At 54.9% G+C, this 17,924-nt stretch carries 15 protein-coding genes; 1 reads left to right on the top strand and 14 read right to left on the bottom strand.

All coding sequences use genetic code 11. The features are described 5' to 3' along the window. Positions 1-161 precede the first annotated feature (161 nt). The 12 genes from OLX77_RS04975 to dnaN form a co-directional block, all read right to left on the bottom strand. Complete coding sequence (locus OLX77_RS04975; protein WP_307632487.1) at positions 162-524, bottom strand: hypothetical protein; 363 nt, start codon at positions 522-524, stop codon at positions 162-164. After that, a complete protein-coding gene (locus tag OLX77_RS04970; RefSeq protein WP_307632486.1) occupies positions 521-1,126 on the bottom strand; it encodes a DUF2238 domain-containing protein in 606 nt (201 codons plus the stop codon). The genes OLX77_RS04975 and OLX77_RS04970 overlap by 4 nt, the downstream gene beginning before the upstream one ends. Next, a complete protein-coding gene (locus OLX77_RS04965) occupies positions 1,123-1,725 on the bottom strand; it encodes a hypothetical protein (RefSeq protein ID WP_307632485.1) in 603 nt (200 codons plus the stop codon). The genes OLX77_RS04970 and OLX77_RS04965 overlap by 4 nt, the downstream gene beginning before the upstream one ends. A gap of 124 nt (positions 1,726-1,849) precedes the next feature. Next, positions 1,850-2,125: an RNA-binding regulator gene (rbp, locus tag OLX77_RS04960; RefSeq protein WP_307632484.1), complete on the bottom strand. Its 276-nt coding sequence runs from the start codon at positions 2,123-2,125 to the stop codon at positions 1,850-1,852. 289 nt (positions 2,126-2,414) lie between these two features. Continuing rightward, positions 2,415-4,298 (bottom strand): ATP-binding protein, encoded by a 1,884-nt coding sequence (locus OLX77_RS04955; protein WP_307632483.1) that lies wholly within the window; start codon positions 4,296-4,298, stop codon positions 2,415-2,417. Between the two features lie 22 nt (positions 4,299-4,320). Next, entirely contained in the window at positions 4,321-5,364 is a 1,044-nt protein-coding gene (selD, locus tag OLX77_RS04950; RefSeq protein WP_307632482.1) for a selenide, water dikinase SelD, read from the bottom strand. A 288-nt stretch (positions 5,365-5,652) separates the two neighbouring features. Continuing rightward, a complete protein-coding gene (locus tag OLX77_RS04945) occupies positions 5,653-5,916 on the bottom strand; it encodes a putative Se/S carrier protein (RefSeq protein ID WP_307632481.1) in 264 nt (87 codons plus the stop codon). A 185-nt stretch (positions 5,917-6,101) separates the two neighbouring features. After that, on the bottom strand, positions 6,102-7,130 hold the full coding sequence (locus tag OLX77_RS04940; RefSeq protein ID WP_307632480.1) for an NAD(P)H-dependent glycerol-3-phosphate dehydrogenase: 1,029 nt from the start codon (positions 7,128-7,130) through the stop codon (positions 6,102-6,104). A 115-nt stretch (positions 7,131-7,245) separates the two neighbouring features. Next, positions 7,246-7,794 (bottom strand): DUF4145 domain-containing protein, encoded by a 549-nt coding sequence (locus OLX77_RS04935; protein ID WP_307632479.1) that lies wholly within the window; start codon positions 7,792-7,794, stop codon positions 7,246-7,248. A gap of 2 nt (positions 7,795-7,796) precedes the next feature. Next, positions 7,797-10,289: a DNA gyrase subunit A gene (gene gyrA, locus OLX77_RS04930; RefSeq protein ID WP_307632478.1), complete on the bottom strand. Its 2,493-nt coding sequence runs from the start codon at positions 10,287-10,289 to the stop codon at positions 7,797-7,799. 127 nt (positions 10,290-10,416) lie between these two features. Next, positions 10,417-12,813, bottom strand: a complete 2,397-nt coding sequence (gene gyrB / locus OLX77_RS04925) for a DNA topoisomerase (ATP-hydrolyzing) subunit B (protein ID WP_307632477.1) — start codon at positions 12,811-12,813, stop codon at positions 10,417-10,419. Between the two features lie 158 nt (positions 12,814-12,971). After that, positions 12,972-14,102, bottom strand: coding sequence for a DNA polymerase III subunit beta (dnaN, locus tag OLX77_RS04920; RefSeq protein ID WP_307632476.1), 1,131 nt, complete (start codon positions 14,100-14,102; stop codon positions 12,972-12,974). Positions 14,103-14,666: 564 nt separating this feature from the next. On the opposite strand from dnaN, the gene OLX77_RS04915 reads away from it, so the two are divergent. Beyond that, on the top strand, positions 14,667-15,707 hold the full coding sequence (locus OLX77_RS04915) for a serine hydrolase domain-containing protein (protein ID WP_307632475.1): 1,041 nt from the start codon (positions 14,667-14,669) through the stop codon (positions 15,705-15,707). Between the two features lie 13 nt (positions 15,708-15,720). Here the strand turns inward: OLX77_RS04915 and mtnA are convergent, their stop codons facing one another. Further along, on the bottom strand, positions 15,721-16,827 hold the full coding sequence (gene mtnA / locus OLX77_RS04910) for an S-methyl-5-thioribose-1-phosphate isomerase (protein WP_307632474.1): 1,107 nt from the start codon (positions 16,825-16,827) through the stop codon (positions 15,721-15,723). Positions 16,828-17,252: 425 nt separating this feature from the next. Beyond that, a complete protein-coding gene (locus OLX77_RS04905; RefSeq protein WP_307632473.1) occupies positions 17,253-17,921 on the bottom strand; it encodes a ComF family protein in 669 nt (222 codons plus the stop codon). Positions 17,922-17,924 lie beyond the last annotated feature (3 nt).

Here is a 17,924-nt window from a genome sequence, read left to right as displayed (position 1 = left end):
GGCTTGCTGCAACCGGGGATACCTCTATCTTCGCGAATCCGGCGGAAAAAAGCAAGAATCAACGCCAGGCCTAAGCCGATTTCTGGAGAGCCGCCCTGTCTCTTCGATTACAAAAGAGCGCAGGCAAAAAATGGGAGAGGAACTCCGGCTGCTTTCCCCCTTCACCAGAGGCGAAACACCTTCTGACCGTCCTGCATATCCCCCCGGATCTTTTCCATGTGGCGCAGGGTGGCGATCTCCCGCTGCACATCGGCCTCTTTCAGCGCAAGCCGCTCCGCAAGGGTGCGCATGCTTACCCCGCCGGTTTCCGAAAGGATAGCAAGGATTCCGCCTTGCCGCACCGTAAGGCTGGGTGCCGCGCAGCCACCTGCCTCCCCAAACCGGCTGGCACTGCGTACCGCCCAAGGATCACAGGTGCGGACCGGAGAAAAGGCGTCCATAAAGCAATCCTCGCACAGAGTCTGTCCACAAAAATCCTCTGCTTCGCCTTGCGGGATAACATCCTTACATCGATCGCAGTTCATCCTTGCCTCCTCAGTTCCGCCAATTGCCGATCATGGGTTTTTGCCAGCAGAAGCAGGGCCAGCAGGGCGCCCAGCAAGGCAAAAGCCATATCCGACTGGGTGTCCCAGACATAACCCTGGGTGGCGAGAAAAGCATCCGCCCCCGTGCCGGAAAGGACTGCCACCCACCACTCGATCAATTCATACACAGCGCTGATCGCCAGACAGACACAGACCACCAGAAAATGGAGCCAGCCGCGTCCGCAAACCACCGCCTTGCGGAGCAGGATTTCCCTGGCCACCATGGCCGGGATAAACCCTTGGGCAAAATGGCCCAACTTGTCGTAGTTGTTGCGCGACCAGCCGAACACCTCCTTGAGCCCGTTAAAAAAAGGCTCCTCGGCATAGGTGTAATGGCCGCCCTGCATGAGAATCAGACAATGAATCAGAATAAGACCATAGACAAGGGGCGTCAACGGAAAGCGGCGGCGGGTGGAGGCAAGCAGCCCGGCTGCGAGCAGCGCGGGCAAGACCTCCAAAAGCCAGGTGAAAAAATCTTTTGGCCCAATGGCCGAACAAACCAAGGCCGCCAGATATATGCCTACCCAGGCAATGGTTCTCATGGGGCCTCGTCTTTTTCAAGGTCGGCAAAGGCTCGCCGCACCTCCTCCTGATGCCTCCGATACCCTTCGGCATCGCCGTACTCCATAAATTTTCCATAACGGCTGTGCATGGCGGCCAGCCGTCGGGCATGTTTGATCGGACACCAAAACTGCTCGGTGCGAGCCGCCACCTCCTGAACATAAGCGACCAACCCGTTGAAATAGCCGCAGTACATGCAGTTGATTTTTTCGATGATGTTCAGATAAGCCAGGGAATGGCGGTCGATAACGATGTAAAGGCTCCGCTTCACCCTGGGAATGCCGTAAATCCTAAAGCACGTAGCCTGAAAAGCCGTGACCGACAGGTCGAGAAACAGGGCCGGAATCAGCATGAACCAAATAAACGGCGCGGTAAGGAGATTGAAGAGCGAGGCTTCGGAGAGATACGGGGACAATTGCTGCATCAGAGCCCGATGCTGTTTTTTGACCTCCGCCTCAAACCGAACCTTTTTGCCGATAACCGTATAATAAAAATCCGCTTCTTTTTTTTCTATTTCGAGCAAAAGCTCTTGTTGCAGCTTCTTAATCGCCGCAAGCAGTTCCGCTATTCTGGTATCCATCGCTCTCCCGTGCACCTAGTATATTCCGCGCATACCCCACACAAAACACAAAAAAAAGCAGGTGGACCAATTGGCCCTACCTGCTTTCCGTGATATCTCACCAAACTGCGTTTCCGTTTCCAGATCAATAGCTGGGACGACGCCGCTTTTTGTCTTTCTTCTTCACCTCGGCCTGATTCACCTTCAGTTCGCGATTCTTGAGCATCGTCTTGTTCAGGGCCTTGATCGCCTTATCCGCCTCGGAGTTGCTGGGCATTTCGATAAAACCAAACCCCTTGGACTGCCCGGAAAAGCGATCTTTGACCAGACTGATGCTGGCGACCTCGCCATATGCGGAAAAAAGTTCTTTCAGCTCTTCTTCGGTGACCCCAAAAGCAAGATTGCCGATATACATATTCATTGATCCATCCTCCCTCATGTGCATACATAACAACCGCTATCAAAAAACCCAACGCACAGAGTTGGCGGATAGCGCCCCGGCCAACGATTGGCCCATCAGGAGACGTGTAAAAAAATTAAGGGACCGGTGCGCGGTCCCTCTTCACACATCTTCAGGTAATCTCACAGGGGGCTCTGGCACCTCGAAAAACAGGAAACAATCCAGAACCGAACCTGCCTTATAGCACGGATTGGGGTAAACACTCAAGCTTTTTCACAATTTAACACATAATGACAAGCATTTACGAAGATTAAGCAAGCCATTGCCCCATAAGCTTACGCAACAGCTCTTTTTTCACCGGCTTGGCAAGATAGTCATCCATCCCCGCATCCAGGCATTTCTGCCGGTCTCCTTCCATGGCGTGGGCGGTCATGGCGATAATCGGCAACCGTTTTTCGCTCGCAAGCTCACGGCTTCGGAAGGTTCTTGTTGCCTGATAGCCATCCAGCACCGGCATCTGGCAATCCATGAGCACCAGATCGTAGTGCTTCGCCGCCAATGCGGCCAGCGCCTTTTCTCCGTTTTCGGCAAGATCGACGGTCAACCCCATACCAGCAAGCATCTTGCTGGCCACCATCTGATTGACCTTGTTATCCTCCACCAGCAGGATATGGCCCTGCAAGGGGCCCAGATCCACCTCAATTGCCTCTTCTTTCGGCTCCTCGGTCGCCACGGCCTTGGCCGCAACGGGAAAATCCAACTCGCACCAAAAGGCGGAACCCTTGCCCGGCTCACTCTCCACCCCGATCTTACCTCCCATCAACAGGACAAGCTGGCGGACAATAGCCAAACCCAGACCGGTGCCGCCATACTTTCTGGTGGTGGAACCATCGGCCTGGGTAAAACTCTGGAAGAGGTCTTTCTGTTTTGCCTCGGCGATCCCGATGCCGGTATCCCGAACCTCAATGCGCAAAATCACGCGGGAGGCAAAGGCGGAGAGGCACAGGACCCGAACCCGAACCTCGCCCTGCTCGGTGAACTTGATCCCGTTGGTCATGAAATTGATCAACACCTGGCGCATCCGGGTCGGGTCGCCAAGCAGCATCTCCGGCACCTGCGGATCGATCTCCGCTACCAGGGTGACATTTTTGGCCTGGGCCTGGCTGGTGAGCAGGGTGATCAGCTCTCCCACCACGTTCCGGAGGTTGAAGGGAATATCCTCAAGCACCATCTTGCGGGCGGCGATCTTGGAAAAATCAAGGATATCGTTCAGGATGGAGAGCAACGACTCGCCCGAGGAATAGGCGGTTTTCACATAGTCGATTTGGCCTGCATCCAACGCGGTATCCTGCAAGAGCTGCAGGGTGCCGAGGATCCCGTTCATGGGGGTCCGGATCTCATGGCTCATGTTGGCGAGAAACTCATCCTTGGCCCGGCTCGCAGCCTCGGCGGCGTCACGGGCCTGAATCAGTTCGCCTTCCGTGTCCTTGCGCCGTTCATTCTCGGTAATCAACTCCAGATTGAGGGCTTCGCTTTCCTCGCTGGCCTGGCGAAGATCCGCCACCAGGGCTTCGTTGACAAAACGCGTTTCCAGGGTGGTAACCAGGGCTTCCTGCATGCTGGCTGCTGATTTAGTGAGCATGAGGGTAAAGACCACGATAACGATGGCCATGATATTGTACTGTTGCCCACCGTGCTGCAGAAGCAAATAAAGAAAGGGCAGCAAGGGGCAACCCACATAGACGAAATAGAGATTGCGCAGTGGAGAGAGGATGGGGATGGCACCGGCGGTGAGTCCGGAAATGATGAAAAAAAGCGCCGTCTGTTCCAAGGCGGCACTGGGGGTAAAAAAGAAAATCACCGCCAGCCCCCACATGATGCCGGTGAGAAATAACATGTACAGATAGGTATGCACACAGCGCAGGGCCATGGGCTCGCCGTTTTTTTCCTTGCGGCTGTAACAAAAAACGGCAGCGAGCTTGACGAGAAAAAGCACGGCCATGCCGGTCAACCAGGGTTTCCAGACAGAGGGTGCAATCACCGGCCGCACCATGAGGCACAGGGCAACACTCAGGATAAAGGCCGTAATGTTGCTGGAGTAACCCGACTCAAGCACCAGCTTGATCAGTTCCTTCCGCACCAACCCGCGGCTGTCTTTTTCCTTACCGCTGTGATCGAGAAAAAATTTGAGCATACCTGATGCTATACCCTGTCCATCAGATGATTTCAATGGTTCCCGGCCTACCCGCCACCACCTCGCCGATGATGCCGAAATCCAAGGGATAATCGCGTTTGCCCAGCCGCTCGGCAATGGAGTTGACCCCCTCGGCGGAGGCGGCAATGAGCAGCCCGCCGGAGGTTTGCGGATCGAGGAGGACCATCTCCATGGGATCCATCTCCTCCAACGCGCTTTTCATGTGCGGCGCGTAGAAGGCCTTGTTTTTATGGGCCCCCTCCGGGATGATGCCCATGGAGGCGTGGTGCAGGGTTTCGGGCAATATGGGAACGGAGCGGGAATCGATGCGGATGGCCACGCCCGAGGCACACGCCATCTCGTGGAGATGCCCCACCAAGCCGAAGCCGGTGATGTCGGTGCAGGCATGAGCCCCCACGGTCTGCATGAGCTGGGACGCCTCCCGGTTCAGGGTGGCCATGACCTGGGTGATCATGGCCTCGGTGCCTTTTGCCGCCAGACCGCCTTTGAGGGCGGTGGAGAGGATCCCGGTGCCCAACGGCTTGGTCAGGAGGAGAAGATCGCCCACCCGGGCCCCGGCATTGAGAACCACCCGGTTAGGATGGACCACCCCGGTTACGGAGAGCCCGTATTTCAATTCGGCGTCTTCGATGGAGTGGCCACCCACCAGCAAGGCCCCGGCCTCCTTGATCTTGTCCAGCCCGCCGCGGAGAATCTCCTGCAGGACGGCACGGCCCAGCTCCTTGATGGGAAAGGCCACTAGGTTCATGGCCAGGAGCGGTTTGCCGCCCATGGCGTAGACGTCGGAGAGCGCATTGGCCGCGGCCACCTGCCCGAACTGGTAGGGGTCGTCGACAATGGGGGTGAAAAAATCCACCGTCTGGATGAGGGCGGTATCGTCGTTGAGACGGTACACCCCGGCATCCTCGCCCGTTGCCGCGCCCGCGATCAGATTCGGATCGGTGGGCAGGTCAAGGCCGCACAGTAATTGGTCCAGGTCCCCCGGACTCAATTTGGCAGCTCAACCGGCGGCTTTAACGGTGCTGGTCAGTTTCAGTTTGGTCATTGTTCCTTCCGTAAATTGGGGCGGCGCAAGCCGTCCCTCCATTTGCCCCATTGTCACGCAGCCGAGCACCGGAGAGGCTGCCGAAAAAGGGCTTTGCACTGTTTGAGGCGCAGCCGAGTTTGCAAAGCCCCGGCAGCATCGAGGAGCACAGGGCATCCCGCCTCAGGCGGGACAAGTGGCGGGGTGCCCTTTCTTCGCCGCTTCGCTGCTGGTTCGTTTCTTTGGGCAAGCAAAGAAATGAACAAAGACCGAGTTACCGGAATACACGCCTAAAGCATTCCAAAATTCTTACGAATCCGTCTTCCAAGGGATCTCGCGAAAAACCCCTTCCGCATCCTTACAAAAAATCCGGGCAATAGCGATATCAGCCGCAGCCAAAATAGACTGCACCGCTGCCAATTGCTCCGGGGCAAAGGTGATGGCCATGCCGCAATCCCCGCTGATTTCCCGGGGCACCGGCACCACATCCAGAGAGATGTTAGCGGCTTTCAAAAGCTGTTCCGCCTTGAGCACGTAGTGGATGGAAAAAAAAATAGCCACATACGCTTCCATCAGACTCCCCCTCCCTCGATGGGAGGGGGTTGGGGGGCGGGTGACCGCACATCCAGCATATTCCCCCTCACCCTAACCCTCTCCCGCCAGGGGAGAGGGGACTTTCTTGGTTTCTGCAATTTTCTTACCGAACAATGGGTGGTTGTTGTCTTCATGGGGACACAAAAAAATCAGAGGCGGGTCAATCAACCCTCTGCAATTTCCTCTTTCTGATCCCGGCTCAGCAGGGATTGAACCGCCTCACCACAGGGCTTGTCCTCGTAGATCATGGCATAGACCTGCTCCAGAATGGGCATCTCAACCCCGATCTTTTTCGCTAGGGCCATGGCGGAACGGGTGGTTTTAATACCCTCGGCAACCATCTTCATCTCGGCAAGGATCTGCTGCAAGGTCTTGCCCTGCCCAAGTTTGAGGCCCACCTGACGATTGCGGCTCAGATCCCCGGTGCAGGTGAGGACCAGATCGCCCATCCCCGCCAAGCCGGAAAAGGTGAGGGGGTTGGCGCCCATGGCCACCCCGAGGCGGGTGATCTCAGCCAGCCCCCGGGTGATGAGGGCGGCGCGGGTGTTGGTGCCGTAGCCCAGACCGTCACAGATGCCGGCGGCGATGGCGACAATGTTCTTCAGCGCCCCCCCCAGCTCCATGCCGATCACATCGGTGCCCGCATAGACCCGGAAGCGCTCGGTGTGAAAGATATCCTGAAAAAACTTGGCTCCCTCCATGGTGGGGGCGGCGACCGTTACTGCCGTAGGGATACCGGCGGCCACCTCCTTGGCAAAGCTGGGACCGGCCAGCACCCCGAGCTGCCCCTTGAAGCCGGGGTTTTCCTTACCCAAGACCTCCACCATCACCTGGTTCATGGTGAGCAGGGTCTCGTTCTCCACCCCCTTGGTGGCGGAGATGATCGCAGCATTGGAAGACAGATGGGGGGCAAGGAGGGTGAACACCTCCCGGTAGACATGGGAGGGAACCACCATGACCACCACCGCTTTCCCGGAAACAGCCTGGGGTAGATCCGCGGTGGGGTGCACCGTTGCGGGCAGGGGAAAGCCGGGCAGGTAGGCGGTGTTCTCCCGATCCCGCAGGAGCCCGGCCACATGGTCCGGACGATGGGCCCAAAGATCCACGCTGAACCCCTTGTCGCCAAGGAGCTTGGCCAGGGCAGTGCCCCAACTGCCGGCACCGATTACGGCTATGTTTTCAGGAGGGGTCATGGGAATCCTGTGGGTATTTGCTGTATATAATCATCAGTGGAGATAACAACTAAGTTCATCTGTGACAATGAAGCGCGGAAAAATCTCCGTCCGATACAAAACCTTATTTGGCCGGCTATACGGTCGGAATGCGAGCAGGAAATTCATAAATAAATTTCAAGAGCATTTCAGCAAAAGAAATTAGTTCCTCAGCATCTTCTTTTTTCATAAGAACGATTTCGTGCGTGGCCTCATTCCCTTTCTTTCGAATGTGGTCTACCCAACCTTTTCCATTTGGAGGGACAAAACCATTGTTGGCTAGATATTCCACGTAATATATAAAGTTCTTCCCTTGATCCGCTTTCTGCTCGACTCCTATATGCATGAGCAATTTTCGACAGGCTAAAACCGAAGCGGTATAGGCCGTTACAGAAACACACTGCCTTGCCTCGTTATAAAGGGTTTCCAACTCCGAAGGAAGATGCCCAATATTATTGCCAGGTGCAACACCAGGAACTTGAGAACCAAATCCATCGAAGAAAGACGGTTTGTCACAATGAGGGCAGAGAAATATCCTTTTTATAGCTTGATTATCTTGGAACCCTCTGTCAGAAGCAACGATGCTTCCACAGAAACCGCAATGGAATTTAAACGATCCAATGTTGTATTCGCCACCCCAGCCCATTTCTACTCCTCAGCACCGCCTTCTTCGTCCTCGCCTTCCTCATCCTCGGAAATAATCTCAGCCATGCGATCAACCGCCATGACCTTCTCACCCTCATCCAACTTGAAGAGCCGTACACCCTGGGTGTTACGGCCGATGACCCGCAGATCGCGCATGGAGATACGGATGATCTTGCCGCCGTTGGTGATCATCATCAACTCGTCTTCGTCGGTCACCTGCATGGCCCCGACCACCAGGCCGTTGCGCTCGCTGGCCTTGATGGCGAAAACGCCCTTGCCGCCGCGCTTGATCAGCCGGTATTCATCGACCTCGCTCCGCTTGCCGTAGCCGTTTTCCGTGACCACCACCACCGAGGAGCCCTCGTGCACCACATCCACGGAGACCACCTCGTCGCCCTCGGCCAGATTGATGCCCTTAACCCCGGTCGCCGTGCGGCCCATGCTGCGGACGTTCTGCTCGTTGAAGCGGACCGACATGCCCTTTCTCGTTACGACCAGGATATCGTTGGTGCCGTTGGTCAGCACCGCGCCCAAGATCTCGTCGTCCTCGCGGATGGTGAGGGCGATCTTGCCGCGCCGGATGGGGCGGCGGAACTCGGAGAGCACGGTTTTCTTGACGATGCCCTTCTTGGTGATCATCATCACATGGCATTCCTGACCCTCTGGGATATCAAAGCTTGATACCGGCAGGATGGCCGCTACCTTCTCGCCCTCGGTGAGCTCCAGGAGATTGACCACTGCCTTGCCACGGGCGATGCGGCCAGCCTGCGGGATCTCGTAGACCTTGCGCCAGAAGACCTTGCCGTAGCTGGTGAAGAAGAGGAAGGTATCGTGGGTGGAGGCCGTGTACATGTTGGAGACGAAATCATCCTCGATGGTGTTGGCCCCCTTGACCCCCTTGCCGCCGCGCCGCTGGGAGCGGTAGAGGTCCACCGGGTTGCGCTTGATGTACCCCTCGTGCGTTACGGTTACCACCATCTCTTCCTGCATGATCATGTCTTCGGGGAGGATCTCGTCCGGGGCCTCGATGATCTCGGTGCGCCGCTCATCGCCGTACTGCTCGATGATCTCGGTGAACTCGTCGCGGATGATCTTCATCACCAGATGCTGGTCAGCCAGCACCTGCTTGAACCAGGTGATCTGCCGCATCAGCTCCTCGTATTCGCTGACGATCTTTTCCCGCTCCAAGCCGGTGAGCCGGTGCAACCGCATCTCCAAAATAGACTGGGCCTGGATCTCGGAGAGGGAGAAGCGGGCGATCAGCCCAATCCTCGCTTCCTGCGGGTTAGCCGACTGTTTGATCAGCTCCACCACCTCGTCGAGGTTGGTGATGGCGATCTTGAGCCCTTCCAGGATATGGGCCTTTTCCTCGGCCTTTTTGAGATCATAGGCGGTGCGGCGGTAGACGATGGTCTTGCGGTGCAGGAGGAAATATTCCAAAATCTGCCGCAGATTCAAGATCTCGGGCCGGTTGTTGACGATGGAGAGCAGGATGATGCCCATGCTCCGCTGGAGCGGGGTCAGCTTGTACAACTGGTTGATCACCACCTCGGCGATGGCGTCCTTTTTCAGATCCAGAACGATGCGCATGCCGTGGCGGTCGGACTCGTCGCGCACCTCGGCGATGGTCTCGATCCGCTTATCCTTGACCAGGAGGACGATCTTCTCGATGAGGAACGCCTTGTTCTGCTGGTAGGGAATCTCGGTGATGATGATGGATTCCCGGCCGTTCTTGTTCTTCTCCACCTCGGTCTTGGAGCGCATGAGGATGGAGCCGCGCCCGGTTTCATACGCCTCGCGGATCCCGGCCCGGCCGCAGATAAAGGCGCCGGTGGGGAGATCCGGACCGGTGATATGGTCCATGAGCTGATTGACCGTGATGTTCGGGTCGTCGATCATGGCGATGAGGCCGTTCATCACCTCCACCAGATTATGGGGGGGAATATTGGTGGCCATGCCCACGGCAATACCGGAGGAGCCGTTGATCAACAGATTGGGGATCTTGGAGGGGAAAACCACCGGCTCCATGTGGGAGTTGTCGTAGGTGGGAACAAAATCAACCGTCTCCTTTTCCAGATCGGCAATGATCTCCTGATCGATCTTGGTCATCCGCGCTTCGGTATACCGCATGGCCGCAGGGGAATCACCGTCCACCGAACCAAAGTTGCCCTGGCCGTCGACCAACGGGTAGCGCATGGAAAAATCCTGGGCCATGCGGACGATGGTGTCGTAGGCCGCGGTATCGCCGTGCGGATGGTACTTACCGATAACATCACCGACAATACGGGCCGACTTGAGATGGGGCCGGTTGTGGAAATTGCTCAGTTCCCGCATGGCAAAGAGGGCGCGGCGATGCACGGGTTTGAGACCATCCCGAACATCCGGCAGGGCCCGGCCGATGATGACGCTCATGGCGTAATCGAGATAGGATTTTTTGAGTTCCTTTTCGATGGAAATAGAGGAGATCGGCAATTCTTGGGTCGTTTCTTCCGCCATATTAAAAATCCTTGTTCAGTGGATGGAGACCATCCTGAATGTGTTTCAACTGAGCCATGTTGCAAAAACTTCAATAATTCCCTCCCCCCTCGCGGGGGAGGGTTAGGGAGAGGGAGGGGGAGTATTGTTAGATATCGAGGTCCGCAACCTCAAGAGCGTGATTCTGGATAAACTCGCGCCTTGGCTCCACCTTATCGCCCATCAGGCAGGTAAACATATCGTCGGCCAGGGCCGCATCGTCGATACTCACCCGCAGCAGGGTCCGTTTGTCCGGATTCATCGTGGTATCCCAGAGCTGCTCGGGATTCATTTCACCAAGACCCTTGTAGCGCTGGAGGTTGCTCCCCCGGAAGGACTCCTGCCGGACAATGGTGAGCAGCTCCAGCCAATTGGGCACCGCGATCTCTTTGTTGGCGGTCTCCACGGTGAAATCGGTGGTGAGATACTGTTTGATCTGCCCATACTGACGCATGGCGGAACGGTATTCGCTGATCAGCGGGATCTGCGGGCCAACGGTGATCATCATGTGGGCCTTGTCCTTGATCGCCGCATCGAACTCCCAGCAGCTCGGACGCCAGCGACAGGCACGGACAGTGCCGAGGATCAGATCCTTGCTGTGCAGCTGTTCCCTGAGGTGCTCCACCAGGTTCTGGTCTTCAAACTGATCCGCCGAGCTGATGTCGTTGTCCAGGAGAAAATGGACCATCTCTTCCCAGAGGTTGATGCGGGTCAGGTACTCGATGATCTTCTGGTAGCCGGAAAGGTTTTTCAGCAGGGTGATGAGATCCTCGCCCGCCATCTTCTCCTTGCTCGCGCCCACCGTCACCTGGACGCTGGTGCTGGCCTGGGCGAAGAGATACTGGTTGAGCTCTTGCTCGTCGGAAAAATACTGCTCTTTCTTGCCGCGGCCCAAGCGAAACAGGGGCGGCTGGCCGATGTAGATATTGCCGTTTTCCACCAGGGGCAGCATCTGCCGGTAGAAAAAGGTGAGGAGCAGGGTGCGGATATGGGCGCCGTCGACGTCCGCATCGGTCATGATGATGATCTTGTGGTAGCGGAGTTTATCGAGATCGAACTCATCGCGGCCGATGCCGGTGCCGAGCGCGGAGATGATCTGCTTGATTTCCTCGCTGGAGAGGATCTTGTCGAAGCGGGCCTTTTCCACGTTCATGATCTTGCCGCGCAGAGGGAGGATCGCCTGTACGGAACGATCCCGTCCCTGTTTGGCCGAGCCGCCGGCGGAATCACCCTCGACCAGGAAGATCTCCCTGGCCTTGGGATCCTTGGACTGGCATTCGGCCAGCTTGCCCGCCATGAGCAGATCAAGGCCGGAGCCTTTCTTGCGGGAAAGTTCCTTGGCGCGCCGGGCCGCTTCGCGGGCCCGGGCCGCATCCACCACCTTGGTGAGAATCTTCCTGGCTATCTGGGGGTTCTGTTCCAGGTAGATGGAGAGCTTTTCGTGACAGACCGCTTCCACGATGGATTTGACCTCGCTGTTGCCCAGCTTGGTCTTGGTCTGCCCTTCGAACTGCGGGTCGGGAACGCGGACGGAAACCACGCAGGTCAACCCCTCTCGCACATCGTCCCCGCCCATCTTCTCCTTCATGTTCTTGGGCACCACGTCGTCGCTGGCATACTTGTTTATGCACCGCGTCAACGCCCCCCTAAAACCGGCGACATGGGTGCCGCCTTCCTTGGTGTTGATATTATTAACAAAAGAGAACAACCGCTCGGAGTAGCCGTCGAAATACTGAAACGCTACCTCCACCTGGACATTGTCCCGTTCGCCGGCAATAAAGACCGGATCGGGATGGATATGGGTCCGGTTGCGGTTGAGGTATTCGATATAGGAAATGATCCCGCCTTCGAAGTGAAAGATATCCTCGGCCCCGGTCCGCTCGTCGTGGAGGAGGATCTTGACCTCCTTGTTCAAAAAGGCCACTTCCCGCATGCGGGCCTGGATGATGTCGTATTTGAACTCGGTGGTTTCCTTGAAGATCTCCGGGTCCGGCATGAAGGTGATCTTGGTGCCGGTCTTATCCGACTCGCCGAAGGTTTCCATGTCGCCTTGGCGGATCCCAAGATGGTAGGTCTGGCGATGGATCTTGCCGTTTCTTTTTACCTCGGCCGTGGCCCATTTGCTCAGGGCGTTGACCACCGAAACACCCACGCCGTGCAAGCCGCCGGAAACCTTGTAGGTGTCGTGGTCGAACTTGCCGCCCGCATGCAGGGTGCACATGACCAATTCCAGGGCGGACATCCCTTCTTCGTGCATCTCCACCGGGATGCCGCGTCCGTTATCCTCGACGCTGCAGCTGCCGTCTCGGTGAAAAATAACTTTGATGTCCGTGCAATGGCCGGCCAGGGCTTCGTCGATACTGTTATCCACCACCTCGTAAATCAGATGGTGCAGACCCTCTTCCGCCGTATTGCCGATGTACATGGCCGGCCGCATCCGGACGCCTTCAAGGCCGGAAAGAACCTTGATCTGATCCGCTCCGTAATTTTTCTGTCCTTCAGTCAAAGTGTAAGTCCTCTTCTAGTTTATCTTAAAATGCACTGTGGCCCGGGATGGCACATACTGTATCTTGTTGAAATCGCTTACAACCGCGATTTCAACGGTTGCCACTTTGTATATCTTTACTTATTTCGCGGACCTGTGACTTCTTTTCTACGACTCCTCTATATCTTCATGGGCATGATGATACTGGCAAAACCTGGATCATCGTCGCCTTGAATCATACAGGGGCTTTCTTCGGAATTGATATACGCCTTGATAATGTCACTGGACATGACCTGCATGGTTTCAATGAAATATTTGCCATTGAAACCGAGTTTTAATGGAGAAGCATCATAACTTATCTCTATTTCATCCTTGGCGCTGCCTATATCCATGCTTTGTGAAGAAAGAACCAATTTATCTGGTTTAATGTGAAACTGGACCGCATTGTAACGATCTTCCGTAAAAAGATTCATTTTCTTCATCGAATTCATGAATTGAATTCTTTTTAATGCAATAAATTTTTCTTTTTTAATCATATTGAAGATATTTTTATAATCAGGGAAATCACCATTCATCAAACGGACAACGATGAGAGAATGATCTGTTTTTATAACTGCCTGTTTTTCTTCAAATGATATTTGTATCTCTGCTGCGTTTTCGGAAAATTTACGGATCTCCTGCATCCCCTTCCGGGGGATAAGAATGATCTTTTCCATTTTTAGGCCGCTTAAATCATTCTCCACCGTGGTTTCACACAGGGAGAGGCGATGGCCGTCCGAGGAAACCATACGGAGCATGTTTTTTCCGTCCGCAACATCCTTTTCCACCAGAATACCGGTGAGGTTGAATTGGGATTCTCCTTCCGGGGCCACGGAAAAAATCGTTTTATCGATGAGTTCCTTAATTTTGTCGCTTGCCAGGGAAACAAGATTGTTTTCATCGTATTCCGGAAAAGCGGGAAATTCTTCACTGGGCATACCGGCCAGCTTATAGTCCGTTGAATCGGCAGTGATCTTTGCCCAATTGTTTTCCAATATTTCGATATGGATCTGATCCGCACCGGATTCCCTTACGATTTCAAAAATCTTTTTCGCAGGGAGAGTAATGGAACCGGGGGAGAGAATCTCTGCAGGCAGGGAGTTGCGAATGCCTATTTCAAGATCCGTGGCGGTTAAAAGAAGTGAGTCGGTTTTTGACTCGATCAGGATGTTGGAGAGAATAGCAATATTTCCCTTTTTACCGGTTACATTTTGCAGGGAAGCAAGGCCTGCTAAAAAATCATCTCGGGAGATATTAAAAATAAGGGACATAAGAGGCACTCCATAGAGTAGTAGTTGTTTTCTTTATTTTTAAAAGATTATGGTTATTAGGGGTGTTGATATGTTGAAAAAGACATTAACCTCCTGAATATTTTAACTATTTTTTCATTCACCAGGGATGGAGAAAAACTGGAAAAAATTAAAAAACAAGTTATCAACAGGTTTTAAAAATAGAATGAACAGCATACCGGGAAAAAGGGTTGAAAAGGTGTTGAAAAAAGATTGTCCGGGCCTTGACGGAAACAAGATAATAAAACCTCTTTAATTTATTGATTTTATTATAAAATATAAAAAATAAGACTGCGGACTGAATTTTTTAAAAAACAACTACAAAAAGATAGTGCAAAATCAAAAAAAATTCAATGATAATAAATAAAAAGATACTGTATTATGGGAATTTTCGAGCCGCCAAAACACCTCTTTTGTTGATGGTGGGGTGGAGAAAGAGGAATATGCGTATATTATATGGAAAATAATAAAAAAAATATATTAATAACAAGATGTTATGAGATATTTGCCAAGGCGATAGAGCTTCATACGTTTCCCGGGGCTGCAATGGGTGTTGCCTGGGGATTGGGGGAGAAAAGAAAGAGCCTGATCCAGCCGTACGGATACACCGATTATAGCCAGGAAAAACGGGTTACTGCTGTCACGGTTTACGACCTGGCCTCCTTGACCAAACCGCTGGCTACAGTCTTGGCGGTGCTCACCTTGTTGCAAGAGCAGCGGCTGCAAATTTCCGACCTGGTCTCGGACATCTTCCCCCAGGCAAGCAATTCCTTTCTGCACAGGGTCTCGATTAAAGATCTTCTCTGTCATTGCTCGGGTTTTCCTGCCCATAAACCCTATTATCTCGAATTGATCCGGCTGCCTGCGGAAAAAAGAAAAGAGATGCTTCTCAATCTGCTTTTTACGGAAGCACCGGCCTATGAAACAGGCACTGCCTCCGTTTACAGCGATCTTGGTTTTATGTTGCTCGGATTGATTGTGGAGAAGAAAAGCGGTTGCAGGCTGGACCATTTTTTTCGAGAAAAGATCGCCGAGCCGTTGGGGATTGCGGAAAAGATCTTCTATGGCACCACAGGGCCAGAGGGAAAAGGGGAGATCTCTAAAGCACTCTATGCCCCCACGGAGGAGTGTCCTTTTCGGAAGCGGCTTCTCTGTGGAGAGGTGAGCGATGAGAACTGTCATGCCCTGGGAGGGGTGGCAGGGCATGCTGGGTTGTTCGGTACCATCGAGGGGGTGTTGGAGATGGGGGTGCAGCTGCTCGAGCAATGGCAGGGGCGCAAGGAGCATTCCAGCTACCGGGCAAGCGATCTGCAGCGATTTTTAATCCCTCGGAATATCCCGGGCTCCACCTGGGCCCTCGGCTTTGATACCCCATCCGCCACAGGTTCCAGCGGGGGCAGATATCTTGCTCCCACCAGCGTCGGCCATCTCGGCTTTACCGGAACCTCCTTGTGGATCGACCCGACCCGTGATCTGGTCATGGTGCTCTTGAGCAATCGGGTGCATCCCAGCCGGGAGAATATTCGGATTAAGCAGTTTCGCCCTCTGTTTCACGAGACGGTGATGGAGAGTCTGGGTTTGGTGTAACTCAAGCGCTGTTTCACCTCTGTTCCGGGTACAACCGCAGGATATCCTCTTCGTTGGCCGCCATGATCCCGCGTTCGCTGATCAACCCTGTGATCAAGCGGGCCGGGGTGACGTCGAAGCCATAGTTCAAGGTAGGTGTATCCGGCGGGGCAATGGCGATGGTGGTCATTTCCGCCGTCTCGCTCAAGCCCCGGATATGGGTGATCTCCTCGCCGCTCCGCTCTTCGATGGCAATTTCAGTAAGACCGTCTCGAATCGTCCAGTCAAAGGTGGAGGAGGGCAGGGCCACATAAAAAGGGATTCCGTTGTCGTGGGCGGCCAGAGCCTTGAGGTAGGTGCCGATCTTGTTGGCCACATCGCCGCGGCGGGTGGTGCGGTCCGTGCCGACGATGACCAGATCCACCATCCCGTGTTGCATGAGATGGCCGCCGGTATTGTCGGCGATCAGGGTGTGGGGTATCCCTTCCTCTTTCAGCTCCCAGGCGGTGAGCTTGGCCCCCTGCAGCCAGGGGCGGGTTTCATCCACCCAGACATGCACCTTAATCCCTTCGCGATGGGCGGCATAGATGGGAGCGGTGGCGGAGCCGTAATCCACAAAGGCGAGCCAGCCCGCATTGCAGTGGGTGAGGATATGCACCACTCCCCCTTTTTTCTTCCGGCTGATCTCGGCAATGATCTCCTTGCCGTGCTCGCCGAGCCTCCGGCAGAACTCCGCATCCTCGTCGGCAATCTCGCAGGCAACCGCAAAGGCTCGGGCCCGTTTCGCGGCCAGGGTGGTTTCCTGGCCGATGGCGTCAAGCTGCCGGTTCACAGCCCAGGCCAGGTTGCTGGCGGTGGGCCGGGTCCGGATCAGATCCTCGGCCGCCTTCCGCAGAAACCCGGCAAAATCATGCTCCGGCGCGCTCAGGGCCGCAAGGTGCATGCCGAAACCCGCCGTGGCGCCGATGAGCCCGGCCCCGCGGACATGCATCTCCCGGATGGCTGTGCAGACCTCGGTAACCGTGCGCAGCTCCTCGATCACAAAACGGTGGGGCAGGTGACGCTGGTCGATAATCTTGACCACGGCTGGCTCTGTGGGAGAAGGCCAGATGGTTCGGTGGGGTGTGTCGGCAACGCGCATTTCAGCTCCGGGAAATCAAAGAAAAAAGGTGAAAAGATAATATGATATGAGACCCATACCAATGGTTGCGTAGATCAGCAGTCAGGAGGGGCAATCGCTTTCCCGCTGTTTTTTTACCATAAAGGCAAAGGTCAGACCGGCGACAACCAGGGAGGCGATAGTGGCAAGGGTATGGAGATTCATGGGCTTGGTTCCTTAGGTTTATGGTGACCACAGGGTAATCGGGAATTTTTCCGCTGCCAAGGATTTAGTAGTCTTAACAAGATAGCCAAATAAGATAAAAGCGAGCCACATTCCCCGGAATTGTAACTATTCAGCAGCGCCGCTTTGCTGCTGCTGCAGATGCGAGGAATAGGCCTGTGAGCAATAGCCAAGCTATGTGAACAGGTCTATGACAAAGTAGATGCGGTGTTGCTGATTAGTTACTAGTAGTCCTCCTTGACCCTGGCCAACGTCAGCACCATCACATCGGCCGCACCCGCTTTTTTCAAAACCCTGGCGCATTCGTTCACCGTGGTGCCGGTGGTGAAGACATCATCGATGAGGAGAATCTTTTTCCCGGGAATGTGTTGAGGTTTTACAACCCCAAAGGCATTTTTGAGATTGGTGCGGCGGGCCTTCCCGTTGAAACGGGTCTGCGGCTCGGTCACCCTGGTTCGGACCAGGAGATCGTGGGTGATCCGTCGGTCTTTTGGGAAGAAGGCGCGGGCCAGGAGCAGGGCCTGGTTGAAGCCGCGCTCCCGCAGACGTTTCGGGTGCAACGGCACGGGTACGATCCAGTCGGCCCCAGCCACCGCCGCCAGTTGGGGCATGAGGCAGTGGCCGCAGTGGTGATCGGGGCCGGCGGCCACGAGAAAGGTGCGGCCGCAACAGGGGCAGAGCGGGCTCTGGATAACATGAATCTTCCCCAGACAGTCCGGACAGAAGAGGAGCTCCGGCGAGAAACCCAGCGGTTTGGTGCAGGCAAGACAAAACGAGGGAAGCAGGAGATCGAGGAGGGATTGAAAAAACCGTTTGCCGCAATGGCAAAAAGCTGCGAGTGCAACAGCGGTTGCTTGGTAACTTCTGGAATTTCTGTTGCGGACCTGTGTCATCGT

Source organism: Thiovibrio frasassiensis (assembly GCF_029607905.1).
Taxonomy (GTDB): Bacteria; Desulfobacterota; Desulfobulbia; order Desulfobulbales; family Desulfurivibrionaceae; genus Thiovibrio; species Thiovibrio frasassiensis.
The sequence above is the reverse complement of the archived record's forward strand: the minus strand, read 5'-3'. Positions and strand labels throughout refer to the sequence as shown.

What these genes read in the sequence shown, in the direction of transcription:
- OLX77_RS04905 (WP_307632473.1), bottom strand. Translation starts at nt 17,921, where the DNA reads ATGACACAGGTCCGCAACAGAAATTCCAGAAGTTACCAAGCAACCGCT.
- OLX77_RS04975 (WP_307632487.1), bottom strand. Translation starts at nt 524, where the DNA reads ATGAACTGCGATCGATGTAAGGATGTTATCCCGCAAGGCGAAGCAGAG.
- dnaN (WP_307632476.1), bottom strand. Translation starts at nt 14,102, where the DNA reads ATGTCCCTTATTTTTAATATCTCCCGAGATGATTTTTTAGCAGGCCTT.
- OLX77_RS04945 (WP_307632481.1), bottom strand. Translation starts at nt 5,916, where the DNA reads ATGGAAGCGTATGTGGCTATTTTTTTTTCCATCCACTACGTGCTCAAG.
- OLX77_RS04915 (WP_307632475.1), top strand. Translation starts at nt 14,667, where the DNA reads ATGGGTGTTGCCTGGGGATTGGGGGAGAAAAGAAAGAGCCTGATCCAG.
- OLX77_RS04965 (WP_307632485.1), bottom strand. Translation starts at nt 1,725, where the DNA reads ATGGATACCAGAATAGCGGAACTGCTTGCGGCGATTAAGAAGCTGCAA.
- mtnA (WP_307632474.1), bottom strand. Translation starts at nt 16,827, where the DNA reads ATGCGCGTTGCCGACACACCCCACCGAACCATCTGGCCTTCTCCCACA.
- OLX77_RS04940 (WP_307632480.1), bottom strand. Translation starts at nt 7,130, where the DNA reads ATGACCCCTCCTGAAAACATAGCCGTAATCGGTGCCGGCAGTTGGGGC.
- OLX77_RS04955 (WP_307632483.1), bottom strand. Translation starts at nt 4,298, where the DNA reads ATGCTCAAATTTTTTCTCGATCACAGCGGTAAGGAAAAAGACAGCCGC.
- OLX77_RS04935 (WP_307632479.1), bottom strand. Translation starts at nt 7,794, where the DNA reads ATGGGCTGGGGTGGCGAATACAACATTGGATCGTTTAAATTCCATTGC.
- rbp (WP_307632484.1), bottom strand. Translation starts at nt 2,125, where the DNA reads ATGAATATGTATATCGGCAATCTTGCTTTTGGGGTCACCGAAGAAGAG.
- gyrA (WP_307632478.1), bottom strand. Translation starts at nt 10,289, where the DNA reads ATGGCGGAAGAAACGACCCAAGAATTGCCGATCTCCTCTATTTCCATC.
- OLX77_RS04970 (WP_307632486.1), bottom strand. Translation starts at nt 1,126, where the DNA reads ATGAGAACCATTGCCTGGGTAGGCATATATCTGGCGGCCTTGGTTTGT.